At 39.6% G+C, this 14,274-nt stretch carries 16 protein-coding genes; 2 read left to right on the top strand and 14 right to left on the bottom strand.

Annotated features, from left to right (window positions below):
- Positions 1-34 precede the first annotated feature (34 nt).
- From ACZ427_RS03550 to ACZ427_RS03525, 6 genes are all read right to left on the bottom strand, one after another.
- On the bottom strand, positions 35-1,048 hold the full coding sequence (locus ACZ427_RS03550; protein ID WP_461178344.1) for a C45 family autoproteolytic acyltransferase/hydolase: 1,014 nt from the start codon (positions 1,046-1,048) through the stop codon (positions 35-37).
- Positions 1,049-1,226: 178 nt separating this feature from the next.
- Positions 1,227-1,421 (bottom strand): DUF6366 family protein, encoded by a 195-nt coding sequence (locus ACZ427_RS03545; protein ID WP_461178343.1) that lies wholly within the window; start codon positions 1,419-1,421, stop codon positions 1,227-1,229.
- A 212-nt stretch (positions 1,422-1,633) separates the two neighbouring features.
- A complete protein-coding gene (locus tag ACZ427_RS03540; protein WP_461178342.1) occupies positions 1,634-1,900 on the bottom strand; it encodes a DUF4190 domain-containing protein in 267 nt (88 codons plus the stop codon).
- A gap of 557 nt (positions 1,901-2,457) precedes the next feature.
- Entirely contained in the window at positions 2,458-2,835 is a 378-nt protein-coding gene (locus ACZ427_RS03535; RefSeq protein WP_461178341.1) for a VOC family protein, read from the bottom strand.
- A 172-nt stretch (positions 2,836-3,007) separates the two neighbouring features.
- Positions 3,008-3,307 carry a DNA-binding protein gene (locus tag ACZ427_RS03530; RefSeq protein WP_461178340.1) on the bottom strand — a complete coding sequence of 100 codons (300 nt, stop codon included), beginning with the start codon at positions 3,305-3,307 and terminating at the stop codon, positions 3,008-3,010.
- 312 nt (positions 3,308-3,619) lie between these two features.
- Complete coding sequence (locus ACZ427_RS03525) at positions 3,620-4,492, bottom strand: LysR family transcriptional regulator (RefSeq protein ID WP_461178339.1); 873 nt, start codon at positions 4,490-4,492, stop codon at positions 3,620-3,622.
- A gap of 114 nt (positions 4,493-4,606) precedes the next feature.
- Here ACZ427_RS03525 and ACZ427_RS03520 point away from each other — a divergent pair, with 114 nt between their 5' ends.
- Positions 4,607-5,332 (top strand): YczE/YyaS/YitT family protein, encoded by a 726-nt coding sequence (locus tag ACZ427_RS03520; protein WP_461178338.1) that lies wholly within the window; start codon positions 4,607-4,609, stop codon positions 5,330-5,332.
- Positions 5,333-5,456: 124 nt separating this feature from the next.
- Here the strand turns inward: ACZ427_RS03520 and ACZ427_RS03515 are convergent, their stop codons facing one another.
- From ACZ427_RS03515 to ACZ427_RS03485, 7 genes are all read right to left on the bottom strand, one after another.
- On the bottom strand, positions 5,457-5,702 hold the full coding sequence (locus ACZ427_RS03515; protein ID WP_461178337.1) for a TIGR04104 family putative zinc finger protein: 246 nt from the start codon (positions 5,700-5,702) through the stop codon (positions 5,457-5,459).
- 297 nt (positions 5,703-5,999) lie between these two features.
- On the bottom strand, positions 6,000-6,167 hold the full coding sequence (locus ACZ427_RS03510) for a type II toxin-antitoxin system PemK/MazF family toxin (RefSeq protein WP_461178336.1): 168 nt from the start codon (positions 6,165-6,167) through the stop codon (positions 6,000-6,002).
- On the bottom strand, positions 6,157-6,327 hold the full coding sequence (locus tag ACZ427_RS03505; RefSeq protein WP_461178335.1) for a hypothetical protein: 171 nt from the start codon (positions 6,325-6,327) through the stop codon (positions 6,157-6,159). Before ACZ427_RS03505 ends, ACZ427_RS03510 begins: the two co-directional genes overlap by 11 nt.
- Positions 6,328-6,590: 263 nt before the next feature.
- Positions 6,591-7,946 carry an FAD-binding oxidoreductase gene (locus ACZ427_RS03500; protein WP_461178334.1) on the bottom strand — a complete coding sequence of 452 codons (1,356 nt, stop codon included), beginning with the start codon at positions 7,944-7,946 and terminating at the stop codon, positions 6,591-6,593.
- A 63-nt stretch (positions 7,947-8,009) separates the two neighbouring features.
- Positions 8,010-9,383: a YjiH family protein gene (locus ACZ427_RS03495; RefSeq protein ID WP_461178333.1), complete on the bottom strand. Its 1,374-nt coding sequence runs from the start codon at positions 9,381-9,383 to the stop codon at positions 8,010-8,012.
- 43 nt (positions 9,384-9,426) lie between these two features.
- Positions 9,427-10,731: an aspartate aminotransferase family protein gene (locus ACZ427_RS03490; protein WP_461178332.1), complete on the bottom strand. Its 1,305-nt coding sequence runs from the start codon at positions 10,729-10,731 to the stop codon at positions 9,427-9,429.
- Between the two features lie 17 nt (positions 10,732-10,748).
- Complete coding sequence (locus ACZ427_RS03485; RefSeq protein WP_461178331.1) at positions 10,749-12,077, bottom strand: sigma 54-interacting transcriptional regulator; 1,329 nt, start codon at positions 12,075-12,077, stop codon at positions 10,749-10,751.
- A 95-nt stretch (positions 12,078-12,172) separates the two neighbouring features.
- On the opposite strand from ACZ427_RS03485, the gene ACZ427_RS03480 reads away from it, so the two are divergent.
- Positions 12,173-12,340: a hypothetical protein gene (locus tag ACZ427_RS03480; protein ID WP_464883526.1), complete on the top strand. Its 168-nt coding sequence runs from the start codon at positions 12,173-12,175 to the stop codon at positions 12,338-12,340.
- A gap of 303 nt (positions 12,341-12,643) precedes the next feature.
- Here ACZ427_RS03480 and ACZ427_RS03475 read toward each other — a convergent pair whose 3' ends face one another.
- A complete protein-coding gene (locus ACZ427_RS03475; protein WP_461178330.1) occupies positions 12,644-14,050 on the bottom strand; it encodes a dipeptidase in 1,407 nt (468 codons plus the stop codon).
- Between the last annotated feature and the right edge of the window lie 224 nt (positions 14,051-14,274).

Genomic DNA, 14,274 nt, shown 5'->3' with positions numbered 1-14,274 from the left:
TTAATAAAGGCTAATACCAGTTGTTTAAGTGAAACTAATCACGTTCTTGTTGTATCAAACTCCCCCTTATCAAAGTAGATTTTATATTTATTCCCTCTATCCATTCCTTCCAGTCAATTTCAAGTGTTTGACCATTAGGCAACGAAGTTAAGACAATATCTGTATCAAAAATATAAGCAAAAGTATGTAATGTCCCAAACAAACCATTATAATCTTTATAGAACATGACAGAATCTGATGATTTAAACCAATCAAATACCTCTTTCCCACTCAATTCATTAAAATTCTTTTTTTCTAAATAAGATATGCGTTTGTTACTATCGGTATAGTCCTCCTTATTTTTATTGATTAAATCTTTATGTTGGTAATGGTTTGTACACATCAAAGTTCCTTTACTTTCTCTCACTTTGATTTCATAAGGACTAATTTCCACAATAGCAGTTTCACCATGACTATCACCGATAGAAAAATTATAACTCCAAGAATGTGGTAATTGTTTCAATAATTTTATTGCCTCTTCTGTACGCTGACAACTATCCAGAACAATTCTAACAACCATCGATGCAGTTAAACCTTCTTTGGGTTTTTCTTTGCTCACAAAATGAAATGAGATGAAAAGCCCCTTTTCGTTTACTCCTTCATGCCTACCTATAATATGAAGACTATGCCCTACGCTGGCAAAACTTTCTTTTGGCTGAATAAGAACCAATCGTTGGTCATATATCTCCGGGGAAAAGTCATAATTTCTCACAGCATATCTTTGATTAACAACAGAAGAGCATCCCATTCCTTGAATCATAGGGACACCATAGCCGCTAAATAGCGATGTAGCCTTTTCTATGCTAATTTCTAATGCATCTGCCAATCCTGATATTTCGTCCAATAAATGTGGAGCAAATTCACTGAAAATTTTATTTGCATTATCAATATTAAAACGCTCATTTTCTAACAGCGAAAGTTTTGAAATAAGATAACCATCGATTTTCTTTCCTTGTAAGTAACCAATTCTGTACACTGAATCCCTATATTGCTCTATCGATACTTCCATCAGAGTCATTACATATTATCCTTTCTTCCACTATCCTGCGGGTTATTTCAATATCTTCACAAGCTAATATTAACATAATATCCCAGTTAAACTTTTTCTGATTCCAATCTTCAGTCATATTGCTATCGATAATCCATATATGTTTTCCAAAAGATTAATCAAATGGTACCCTTCCCCATCAACGAAAGAAAACGGAATATATTATAAATCCTACTATTATTATTAAAATAAGGATCCCAGTCCCTTTCCAGCCCAATCCTCCGACTAAATCAGGGAGTCCTCCACCGTAAAAGCTCCCAGCAGAGTTTCTTTTTAATTCTTCTTGTCTTAATCTTTCTCTTCTTTCTTCAGGAGTTTCTTGATTTTCACTCATTATCCTATCCCCCTTGCATCATTCTCTACTCCATAATACGTCGTTCATTGAATAAGGGCTCAATCCCCCAATTTTTGTGAAGCACCATTTAACGAAACAAGAGTAACTCCAATCCATAATATTCAAAAAATACTTTCTAATGGTAAAGGCGATCCTTTTGATGATCGCCTTTTTAACTCTTGCACCAGATAGCGAAATTAGAACTAGAAATACTAAGATATGGTAGTTATCGTATTGTAAGCAATATAACCCAATACCACTAAGGTTTGAAGAATGGTTCCGGCCATACTACAGATTAAACCAGAAATCGCTAACCCTTTGCCAGCTTCATTTGTTTTCCCAATTTCTTTTGTCGCCTTTCTTGAAACTATAACTCCGATAATTCCAAGAACTAATCCAATAAAGGGGATGAGGATTGAAAGAATACCAAGCGTCAAAGAAATTATCGAATTACTATTTGTTTCAGTTTTCTCAAGCATTAAAATCCCCCTCCCTCATATAACATCAACTATCCTGCTCACATTAATTGATAAAGGGTGAAATACCTATTCTAGTAAAGCATCCTTTTGCTTAAGAATATATTTACCATCACTTGCTATCTTGCTTTTTATATTTATCACTTTGTAAAGCGAATAAAAACCAAATGATAAAGAAGATTAAAGCTACATGGCTCGTCGTGTCTTTTTCTATCGGTCGCCCTAGTGCGAAACCAACTAAATCTGTACCCAGGAGAGATAAAAAAGTAATAATGAACATCATAAAAAATGAATGTATGGATAATTTGAAAAACCTAATTGTTGAGGGTTTTGAGAAATCTAACATATAATACCTCCTGACTTCAAAACTTTTATCTAACTCTTGCACCAGTTTCTTTAAATGCACCGCTCTACAATCGCTAAATGTGTTAAGTATTAGTATTTGATAAAGTTTATCCCTCTACTTTTTATACGAAAGCTGTACAGGATTAGTTTCAATTGTTAATTAAGCAAGGGGAAAATCCATATTTTATGTATAGCATCAATTCGTGCAAAAACAGTCAAATGCTTGATGTTATTCTTAAATAATATCCATCTGGGTCAATTAATCTAAAATCAACCATCCCCCATGGTCTTGTGGTCAATTCTGTCTGGATGGGATACCCTTTTGCAACTACTTTATTATAAACATCATTTATATCTTCAACTTCTAAAACTATTTCAACACCTAAACCAATTTGTTGACCATTACTAGAAGCTTTAAGTGGATGATGATCAGATAAGTTTTTCATTTCTCCTAAACCTAAAACTACATCCCCTTTTCTAACAGATATGTAATTTTCTTTGATTTCTTTTGGTACGTTAAATTCCAAAATGTTACGATAAAATTCCACTGATTTTTCTATATTATCAACAAACAATTCCAGTCTTAATTTCATTATTCATCTGTCCTTTCCTTCAGTTAGCTAGTAGAAATCAAGGTTAAATACCTCTCAATATTCAACTCTTTGCAGCGTTAGTTCAATTAGAGGGCAGAACTAATAACTTATTAAACTTTTGCAACAGTTAGCACAAGATGGGAGTTAACTGCCTATTCGTTTAACAAGCACATTATTTGTAGAATTCATTTGAAGAAACCCAATCCATAAATTGTTTATGAGGATAATATGTTGTTCCTTTTATCTCTATTTTAGGAGCATTAGGATATTTTCTCAATAATTCTTCAATCTCATTTTTATCTAGGTTAAGGTAAAATTCCAAATCACTTTCTTTTATAAAGAGGTTATAATTATGACCTTTATCTGGATGACCCATATTCTGTAAACCTTTTCCTACAAAATATCCCATAAGAGTTAATCCAATAGCTAACAAAATTAAACCAATACCTAAACCAGATACCTCTACTTCCATTTGATCTCCTCCAATTTTTCTTATTCAAATCTCCTTACGTTAATTAAACAAGGGCCAATCCCTCTTTTAAGAAAAACTCCCGTTATCACAATAGGGAAAAAGTTCCAACTGGTAAACTTAGCCTTTCTTATTGTTAATCCTTTTTACTTCTAAGAACACTACCTCCGATAATTGCAGAAAAGATAGCTAAAAAGAGAACAATAAATACTTCTTTATCCAAAAAAAATCTCCTCACCTTTTATTAGATTTTTTAATCTATCCCAAACTGTTAATTGAATAAAATTCATTCCGAATACAGTCGTTACGGATGAGTTATTTCACCATTTGCCAAAATTGTGCTGCTGCTTTGGAAACTGGTACATCTTTTAATTTCATCATCACAGGTTCTACACTAAAATCAAATTGCCTGAATTCGTATATCTTTAAATGTTCAAAAAACAGGGATTTATAGTTCATTCTTGGAATAATGGAGATACCTAACCCCCGATTGACAAGTGCAATAAGCATTGGTATATCTTTGCATTCGATAATAATATTGGGTTTTATCTCATGCTTTTCAAAGGCTTTTAATATATTTCCATAAAAGGAGTAACCTTCCATAGCACCTAGCATTATAAAAGGAAGGTGCGCAATTTCCTTTAACCTCGGTTGAGCTGAGAGAGAGGTTGTCCAACTATTAGGAACAACGAGAATGGCAGGTTCTCTTTTCAACGTTTTCGTCTCATATTGTTCGATATTACTTGGTTGCAGAAGTAAAGCAATATCAATTTCTTTTTGTTTTAACTTTTTTAATAAACCTTCCGAGTCCCCTGTAAAAATGTTAATTTTGATTTGAGCAAACTGTTCTCTAAATTCCGCAATGTAATCAATTAGCATATTAGAACATGCAGATGAGACACCTATACGTACTGTCCCCGCGGTACCTTCTTCTATTTCATGAATATGTCTTTTCATCTCTTCCATTTGACTTAATAATTGATCTGCATATTGATATAACAGCTGACCAGATTCAGTCAATTCCCATTTCTGACGATAGCGGTGAATTAAAGTTGTACCTAATTCTGTTTCTAGTTTTTTTAATAGTTGACTTAATGGGGGTTGTGCAATGTTCAATGCTTCAGCTGCTTTCGAAATACTCCCTTGTTTAACGATTTCTTTATAATATTGTAACTGACGAATATCCATATTCTCAACTCCATTATATGTTTTTACATATGACCTTTATTAAATATATATATTTTTAATATATCAACTTCCATGGTAATATGGAAGTTAGATTGTTTTTCGGAGAGGGATTTTATGAAACATATTAATGTGACCATGAAGCGACTTAGTTTATATGTTTTTGGGTTGTTTTTTCTGTCGCTTGGTGTCAGCTTTTCCATACAAGCGGACCTAGGTGTATCGCCAGTCTCATCGTTAGCCTATGCATTTGCACTGTCTTCCGGTTTATCGGTCGGTATTATGACAGTAATCGCAAATGTTTTGTTTATTATCGTACAAGTGATATTAAGTAAACGATTCAATTTGCGGGAATCTATCGTGCAATTAATTATTGCATTTTTATTTGGTTTCTTTATGGATGTAACATTATTACTGTTGCAACTATTTCCTACGCCTGAAACATTAGTAATGCGGTGGGGATTTTTAATTATTAGTTTATTCGTTGTGGCAATTGGTTTACTTGGATATTTCAGTGGAAAACTTCCTTTAATGCCATATGATGAGTTAACAACTGTCATAAGTGAAAGATTTAATATGACATTTAGTCATGCCAAAATTTCCAGTGATTTACTAAATGTTGGTGTGGCTGGTTTGGTATGTATTATTTTCATTCAATCATTAGGATCCATTGGTATTGGTACAATCATCGCTGCGTACTTCATCGGTAAAATCGTAGGCTGGTTAATGAAACATTATCAAAAATATTTAGTGCAATGGATTAATAAAAATAAAGAAGAGTTATATAAAGAATCGAAAGAAAATACGGCACTTCAAAAAGAAAACACGAGTGCTTCATCTTAACATGAAGATTCGTATCGAAGTGTCGACAATCATTAATAAACTATAGATTTTCTGATTCACAATCCTGACCAATTAGCTTAATAACAGCTATTAAAGTTTCTGTTAATTTCGCAAGATTTCATTGTTATTCCTTAAAAAAATTAATATATTCCTCTTTGCAACTTAATTCTATTAAAAATGGATATAGAAGAAAGACAATAACAGCTAAAACAGGAATTAAGCTAAGTAAGACAATTCCCGGTACGTCAAAGAAAATTTGAATAAGAAGTGGTAATAAAACAATTTGAGATAAAAAGGGAGCTTTTGTTTTGGATTTTTGTGTTTGATATTGTTTTTCTTCGCAATAGGGGCAAGACATTGCAGGGTCCAATGTTGTGAGTTTTTAATTGTCTGCTTCCAACTCCACTTGTTATTACAATTCTCGCAAATTGGCATTACAAACCCTCCTTTTTCCACAAAATGGCCCTTCGTATTACAGAAAAGAAGAAAAAAGAAATTACACTACTAAAATAGATTTCTACACATATCGAGTACTCGTTCAAGATCATGCTTAAGTAATACACCGATATGACGTTTCAATTCAGAGCCATGGACAGAAATATTTTTTGAAGTACGTGCTACAGATGGTTTTAACAATCCAGCTTCGTTCCATTACTCCAAAACAACATCAAATTGGATTTCTATGTTGTTGGCTGGTAACTGGAGCAATAATGACATCCACATCCAATGCCAATTCATTTCCAACAATAATAACAGGGCGCTGGTTAGCTTGACGCCTTCCTTTAAAAAGGACATCTGCCAACCAAATATCACCCTGTTTCATCTTACTGCTCATTGTAAATGTCATCCTCCTCATTATCCCACCAAGAATAATTTTCACTTAGCAAAATGACATCCCTAGACATATATTTTTCTTTAATTTTATCGAGTACCTTTTGCCTTTCCTTCTCACTCAACATGTCAATTTCCTTGATAATTTTATCTGGAATAGACATATCAGCACCTCCATTAAGGTGTACTCTTATTATATCTTATATTCGCACCGACATAAATGTTCAAATAAGAAGTGTTTTAATTTTCTACAAATAGTAATCCTGCAGAGACGTCCTATTGCTTAAACTTATTTCGGGCACAGTCAAACATTTTCATTGATTTTATTTATGTTGCTCAACCATTTGGTTACATAGGTATCTATCTGATGTAATATCAATGATATCCAACGGAATGTATTCTGTATTTATTTAAAAATGGGCTACATTCAATTAAATATTTTTCCAGGATTCAAAATCCCTTCCGGATCATACATGTTTTTGGTCATTTTCATGATGTTCAGTGCTGCGCCGTGTTCTGCTTCCTGGAACTTTATCTTGCCAAGACCGACACCGTGTTCACCGGTACATGTTCCGCCAACTTTAATAGCCAATGTAGCGAGGGCATCATTGACCCCATTTGCTTTTTCCCGTTCTCCTTCTATTTTCGGATCAAACATCACACTCGTATGAAAGTTTCCATCACCAACATGTCCCCATATCGCGCCTTCCAACCCACTTTCATCCATCAGCTGGCGTGCATAGCCAACAAGTTCAGGCAAACGGGATATTGGCACACAAACATCTGCCCCTACTTCATTCATTCCCTTGATATGTTGAAAAGCATAAGATAATTCATGTCTCGCCTTCCAAATTGCTTTTTGTTCCGTGGGATCACTTGCGACTTCCCAGTTTGCGCAATCCAAATCATGCATGAATGCGGCGGTAAGTCTCACTTCTTCTTCCACCGAACCTTTTGCTCCAGCAAACTCAAGAAACAAGGAATGCTTTACCGGAAAATCCAGACCACTATGCCGATTTACATGAGAAATGCTTTTCGCGTCAATTAATTCCATTCGCATGACGGCAGTACCGCTTAATAAAATTGTTTGAGCAGCCTCGGCACAATTTTCAGCTGATTCAAATGTACAGCGCGCCACCATTGTATGCTCCGGTATACCATGAAGCTTGAGCGTAATCTCTGTGATTATTCCTAATGTACCTTCAGATCCGGCGAATAAACCGGTTAAATGATAGCCGGAAGATGACTTTTTCGCATGGGTGCCTGTATGCATTACAGTGCCGTCTGCTAAAACGATTTCCAGATCTAGTAACTGATCACGCATTGATCCATAGCGTACAGCCGTTGTTCCACTTGCATTTGTTGCGACCATGCCACCAATGGAAGCATCTGCCCCTGGATCAATTGGAAACATCAGTCCATGTCTGTTCACAAACTGATTCAGCTGCATTCGTGTAACACCAGGCTGCACCGTAATCGTCATATCCTCCGGGGAAAAATTCAGGATGCGATGCATCTTTTCAAAATTCATCGTGATGCCCTTTTGAACCGGGATGGCCTGTCCTTCTAGTCCTGAGCCAGCTCCAAATGCAGTAACCGGAACATGGTGACTTGCAGCAACTTCAAGTATTGTTTGCACATCCTCCCTTGATTCCGGAAAACATACGACATCTGGTGTAACAGCCTGATGGGGAGATTCATCATGGCTGTGACGAAATAATTCAGATTCACTTTGACTCACCTTTTGCTTGCCGAGTTTATCGATAAGCTTTTTTATATACAAGGCTAACACCACCTGTTGTTACATTCTAAATTGACTTCTGTTTTCGAAGCCTGAACGAAGATTTTAATAAATAATATGGGCAATCAACGCAATAATCGGCAAGGAAATCAATGTACGTTGAATAAAGATAATCAATAACTTCCATAAATTTACCGGTATTTTTGAGATAATTAAAAGGGTTCCCATTTCAGTCAGATAAATAATTTGTACCAATGATAAGGCACCAATCACAAATCGGGTGATCTCTGCTTCAATTCCTGATGCCAAAACTGCCGGCAGGAACATATCAATGAAGCCGACGATGGTCGCAGGTGCCGCCGCAGTTGCTTCCGGAATCTGTAAGAGATTTAGAAGTGGAATCATCGGCTGTGAAATCCATTGGAAAACCGGTGTGAATTCCGCGATAATGAGGGCAACTGTTCCAATCGCCATTACTTGTGGAAGTAATACAAAGGCAATACCTGCAAAAATCTCAGCCCCTTGTTTCACCTGGTCTTTCATAGAACCAGCGTGTTTCGCGCGATTTATTGCTTGATGAAGTCCCCATTTGAATGCAGACATATTTTCTGGAACTGCTTCACGGAACTGACTCTCCTTATAATACGTATCTGGTATTTTTGATACCGGTGGAATTCTCGGAATGATGATGGCACTAACTACCCCTGCGATTACGATCGTTAAATAAAAAAGAGGAAAAACATGCTCTACATTCAGCATCCCTGCAATGACGAGACAAAAAGGAAGGGATACGGTCGAGAAACAGGTGGTGATTGCTACCGCCTCTCGTCCAGTGTAGTATCCATCCTGATATTGTTCTCGTGTGATAACAACACCAACGTTCACATTACCGACCCAGGATGCGAGCAGGTCAATGGCAGAACGGCCCGGCAAGGTAAATAATGGTTTAATCACACCACGAAGCAGCGTCCCAAAGAATTCCATCGCCCCAAAATTTATCAAATAGGGCATGAGAAAGGAAGCAACAAAAAACCATACAATCAAGGTTGTCAACAGGCCGAACATGGTTCCACCCGTGATTTCCGAATAGATAACCGTCATGCCAATTCCGTAATGAGTCATAACCGCAAAAATCGTACCCAATACCCGAACGATTGTCCAGAATACCGTGACATCAAAGATGGATGTAAGAAATTCAGACCTGAGCATGTGCTTCGGTTTAAAGATAACGGTATAAAGCGTGATTACCGTAGAAATGATCATGATATACGTAATAATCATAGGCAGCCAATTGGTCAACAAATCAATGAGCGACTCGGTAATGACACCTAATGGTATGTTAAATGAGCCTCCCTCCATTACTGGAAAAAGGAAAATAAGCACCCCGAATAAGGATGGTAGCAAAAATTTCAGAAAATCTTTTTTCGTAAATGATTTCTCAATTTCAGTAGCTTCTTTCTGTTCATTTGTTGAATTCAAAATCAATCCCCCCTTTGTAAAAGTAAATACTCCATCCTGTTGTTTAGAGCGATCTCAACACTTCTTCCAGGACATTTATCCCTGCATCAATTTGTTCCTTCGTGACAGTCAATGGGGGAATCATACGTAACACCTCGCCGGCATTCCCGCACAGATAAAACAGCACGCCTTTTTCCAGACAACCATCCAGTACTTTCATGACAGCATCCCCATCTGGGTCAGCCGTTTTCGGATTCTGAAAAGCGACACCAAGCATGAGGCCGACACCACGAACATCCGCAATAACCGAGTACTTCTCCTGCAGTTTCCGCAGCTGACCCAGTGCGTAATCTCCCATATCGCGGGTATTTTCCAGCAGATTTTCCTCTTTGATTACCCCTATGGACGCCCGTGCAGCAGAACAAGCCAATGGATTTCCGCCAAAGGTTGTTGCATGTGTACCCATCGGCCATTGCGCCATTAATTCTTTGGAAGCGATGGTGACACCTAACGGCAAACCTGCTGCAATGCCTTTTGCAACTGCCATAATATCTGGTGTAACGTCAAACGTTTGAGCAGCAAACCAGTTCCCCGTTCGGCCAAATCCTGTTTGCACCTCATCAAAAATCAGCAAAATGTCGTGGCGATCACAGATTTCGCGGATTTTTTTCAGCCAGGATTTCGGTGGAATGACATAACCACCTTCGCCTAATACCGGCTCCACAATCATGCAGGCAACTTCTTCCGGATCCACCTGATGACGAAACAGACTTGCTGCTTCTGCTTCCAGCTTTTCAGCGAAAAACACTTCCGGGTCTGTGTCTACTGGACATTCACTCGGGTTTGCATATGGCAGCTGATAGGTTAACCATGATGGCTGCATATGTTTACGATATTTACTTTTTGATGTGGAAACACTTAAGGATCCAATCGTCCGTCCATGAAATCCTCCGGTGAAAGAAATGACATATGGCCGCTGTTTCACATACTTGGCAAGTTTCAATGCCCCTTCAATTGCTTCCGTTCCACTGTTTCCAAAGAAGAAATTATCCAATTTTGCTGGCAGAATTCCTTGCAGTTCTTCCGCTAATTTTAAAATAGATTCATAGATTATTACGCCGGACGGACCATGAATTAAGTGATCTGAACCATTCTTAATAGCATCCACAACTTTCGGATGACGATGTCCGACATTTTCCACCGCAATACCTGAGGTGAAATCCAAATATTTTTTCCCGTCCGCTCCATAGTAATAACAGCCTTCCGCTTTTACGACAGGTAAGTTTGGGTGATCCTTTGCCATACTTGGCGCGAGAAAGTTGCCAATAGAATCTGCTAATTTCAGCCAATCCTGATTATTTTCCGTCATATCAATGCTCCTTTATCTTAGATAGAATATTTTTTCAGTTTACGTACGACAGATGGCTGACTGATGCCAAGCATCTCTGCCATTTCCGTCGTTGTTTTGTATCGTTTTTTCGCACTAAGCAATACTTTTTCTTCCACATTTTCCAGAATGTGTGCCAATTTACGCCCATCCACTTCCAATTCCAATTCTGATTCGGCTTGACGGTAAGTTACAGGCAGGTCGTCTTTTGTCATGACCGTTGATTCGCTTTGAGTAACCAGCCGCTGAATCAGATTTTTCACTTCCAGATGATTCCCCTTCCACTCCATATGCAGCAGTGTGCGGAATAAATCGTCGGAGAGGGTTCGATTCAGTTGATAAGTGGCATTAAATCGTTCCACATACTGCGAAATAACGGTACTTAAATCTTCCAGCCGCTCTCTTAATGGTTTAATAGAAACAGGCACAACATAGAGCAGGTAAAATAAATCCTCTCTGAATTCCTTTTTTGCAACAAGTTCCTCCAGATTTTCCGTGCTAGAACTGATGATTCGAAAATTAGCCTTTGTTTCTCGGAGTGCTTTGTACAAAATCGTTTGAGCGTAGAGGGAAAGCTCATCCACCCCTTGTAAATAAAGGCTGCCGGATTGGGCGAGTTGAAGATATCCTGCCTTCCCGTCCACTTTGTTGGTGCTGTTGTTGCCAGTTAATTCATAATGGAATATCGCCTCCGGAATTGCTGTACAATCAACTTCAATGAAAGGCGCGCCCTGCCTATCACTTTGTTTATGCATCCATTTAGCAAGTGTCGATTTACCGACCCCATTCTCCCCCTGCAGGACGACCGGGACTTTCAGCGGCGCTACTTTCTTCATCGATTTTAAGACCTGTTTCATTTCCTTGCTCTCTGCAATCAGTCCATCAATATGCAATTGTTCTTCCCGCAGTGTGACGAGCTCCTCTTTGACCCGCGACATCTCCCCATCCATTTCATTCAAATATTCCTGAAGCGCCAGCAATTCGGATACTTCATAGGAATAGCTCATGATAAACTCAACCTCATGCTGCTCATTGAATAAGGGAACACCGGTAATCAGCACTTTTCTACCATCATATGCCGTCTGGATAAGCACCACTTTTTTCTTTTGCTTGAGAACAAATGGCGTAATTGCAGGGGAAAAAATCTCCCTGACTTCCAATTCATAAACCGATTGACCGAGCAATTCCTCCGCGGACACCCCATATTGCCGCCCACTTAGATGTGTCGCTTTTATAATTTTCCCATCGCGATTCGTGATGATGATATCTTCATCATAGGAATCAATGACCTCTTCCTCCGCATTTGGCAGAAGATATAGATTATTCACCGAATCCCTCCTTTCACCAGTCCGCTTTATTCAAATTTGAATAATTATGCATTATTTTATTATGATTATACATAATCGCATAGACTTTTACAAGAATGATTTTAATGAATGTTCCTTATGTTTTGGAAAATAAAAAAGCTGATGGAGGAAATGGCTGGGTGCAGTGGGCACATTTCTTCTATCAGCTTGGTTATGTTGTATGGGTGGTGTGGTTGATCTTGTGCTCGGGGACGGGGATCCTGCGCTCAGGCTTAGATGTTTAGCGTTCACTCCCGATAGTCCGGCGTTCAGGGCCCGGGGTTCTGCGTTCGGGGGCGATGGTGCTGCGTTCATGTCCAGTCGTACTGCGCTCAGGGGTGGTGGTCCTGCGCTCACGACCAATGATCCTGCGCCCAAACCCGATAGTACTGCGCTCAGGGCCCGGGGTTCTGCGCTCGGGGGCTATGGTGCTGCGTTCATGCCCAGTCATACTGCGCTCAGGAGTAGTGGTCCTGCGCTCACGACCAATGATTCTGCGCCCAAACCCGATAGTACTGCGCTCATAACCTGGAGTCCGGCGCTCCATCTCATTCCACATAAAATATTCTCGTTTGCCGCTCGGGTTCACCAGCCTCATTCGCCGCTTCAAATGTCACTACATGAAACCGTTCATTCAGGGCTTCTGTCAGCTGGAGGGACATCGTTTTTCCATCAAATTCCGGCTCATGGGGAATGCCATCCACTATCACTCGCAGACTGCTTTCATCGATGGCAGCTTCTTGATCCACCGTAACCTCAGCTGTGAGAAGGGGAGTACAGCTATCTACTTCTTCACCCATCTCAGAGGCAGGTGTAATGCTCGGGCCATTGCTTTCATTGTTCACATCAGAATCTGCAGCTTCTTGCACGTTTCCGAGCACCCGCAATGTATTCCTTCCAAGTATTTTTTTAATATCCCGGCTCGAGTAACCCCTTTCCATCAATTCTTCGGTTATTTTATCCAAATCACTGGCATGCTGCATATCGTTTGGTAAGGTGGCACCGTCAAAATCCGATCCGAGGGCAACATGATCAATGCCAATCAAATCTACGGCATAATCAATATGATCAACGACATCGGAGATATCTGCCTGTCCATCATTGCTTAAAAACTCCGGATAAAATACAATTCCGATCACTCCACCATTTTCAGCAAGAGCGATTAACTGTTCATCCGTCAGGTTACGCGGATGATTGTTGAGGGCATCAACCCCGGAGTGTGTTGCGATAATTGGTGCTTCGGTAACTTCCAGCACATCCCAGAATGTGCTTTCAGCCAAATGGGAAACATCAATCATCATGCCAAGTCTATTCATCTCACGCGCTACTTTTTCTCCAAGCTCGGTTAATCCTCCATCTGAAGGTGTACTGGCCGGATCGCCATAAACCCTGTCTGCACCTTCCCCAAGGGCGTTGGAATAATTCCATGTGAAGCCGATTGTTGTTACCCCAAGATCTTTATACTGCTGGAGCAATTCGGTGGCATTATGCTTTTCGAGGGAATAAGCACCTTCAATCGTTGGTACCGCAACAATTTTCCCCTCACTTATTGCCTGATTGATTTCTTTTAATGTTGATGTAATTTCAAGCTGACCTGCGTTGTTCTCCTCTATCCAGTAAAGTGCATGTATCGAGGCAAGTGTTTCACTGATACTGCGCGCGTTATTGTCGTGATAGCCAGGTGTATATGCCGCAAAGAAAGGCACATTTAACCCACCGGAATGAAGTTTAGGAAGATCGGCTTCAAAATCTGTATCTCCCCCGATGTCTGTCTGAGGGAGGCCGGTCTGTTCATCAACGACCTTCATCAGTGTGTCCAGATGGCTGTCTACAACGATAGCATTCGTGTGGAGTTCTTGCGCATCGGTTTCCTGCCCTAAATCAGTCAACGCCGAGAAGATTTCTGGTGATGTGAGCATTGCAGTGATGATTAAATAAAATAGTTTTTTTCTCAACGGTGTATCCTCCTATCACCTCGGGGGTTCAATTAGTACTATTCACATACGGGCGTTCTGCGTTTACTGGTTGGGTCCTGCGTTCGCGGCCTGGGGTCCTGCGCTCAAACCAGATAGTACTGCGTTCGCGGCCTGGGGTCCTGCGCTCAGACCGGGTAGTACGGCGCTCGTGGCTTGGGGTCCTGCGTTCAGACCGGATAGTACGGCGCTCGCGGCCTGGGGTC

It is taken from the genome of Virgibacillus ainsalahensis, from assembly GCF_055380755.1.
This window is presented reverse-complemented; position numbering and strand designations above follow the sequence as displayed.

Coding starts and splice junctions, on each gene's coding strand:
- ACZ427_RS03505 (WP_461178335.1), bottom strand. CDS start 6,327: ATGTCTATTCCAGATAAAATTATCAAGGAAATTGACATGTTGAGTGAG.
- ACZ427_RS03525 (WP_461178339.1), bottom strand. CDS start 4,492: ATGGATATTCGTCAGTTACAATATTATAAAGAAATCGTTAAACAAGGG.
- ACZ427_RS03545 (WP_461178343.1), bottom strand. CDS start 1,421: ATGAGTGAAAATCAAGAAACTCCTGAAGAAAGAAGAGAAAGATTAAGA.
- ACZ427_RS03480 (WP_464883526.1), top strand. CDS start 12,173: ATGATTTTAATGAATGTTCCTTATGTTTTGGAAAATAAAAAAGCTGAT.
- ACZ427_RS03530 (WP_461178340.1), bottom strand. CDS start 3,307: ATGGAAGTAGAGGTATCTGGTTTAGGTATTGGTTTAATTTTGTTAGCT.
- ACZ427_RS03535 (WP_461178341.1), bottom strand. CDS start 2,835: ATGAAATTAAGACTGGAATTGTTTGTTGATAATATAGAAAAATCAGTG.
- ACZ427_RS03510 (WP_461178336.1), bottom strand. CDS start 6,167: ATGAGCAGTAAGATGAAACAGGGTGATATTTGGTTGGCAGATGTCCTT.
- ACZ427_RS03520 (WP_461178338.1), top strand. CDS start 4,607: ATGAAACATATTAATGTGACCATGAAGCGACTTAGTTTATATGTTTTT.
- ACZ427_RS03550 (WP_461178344.1), bottom strand. CDS start 1,048: ATGGAAGTATCGATAGAGCAATATAGGGATTCAGTGTACAGAATTGGT.
- ACZ427_RS03490 (WP_461178332.1), bottom strand. CDS start 10,731: ATGACGGAAAATAATCAGGATTGGCTGAAATTAGCAGATTCTATTGGC.
- ACZ427_RS03540 (WP_461178342.1), bottom strand. CDS start 1,900: ATGCTTGAGAAAACTGAAACAAATAGTAATTCGATAATTTCTTTGACG.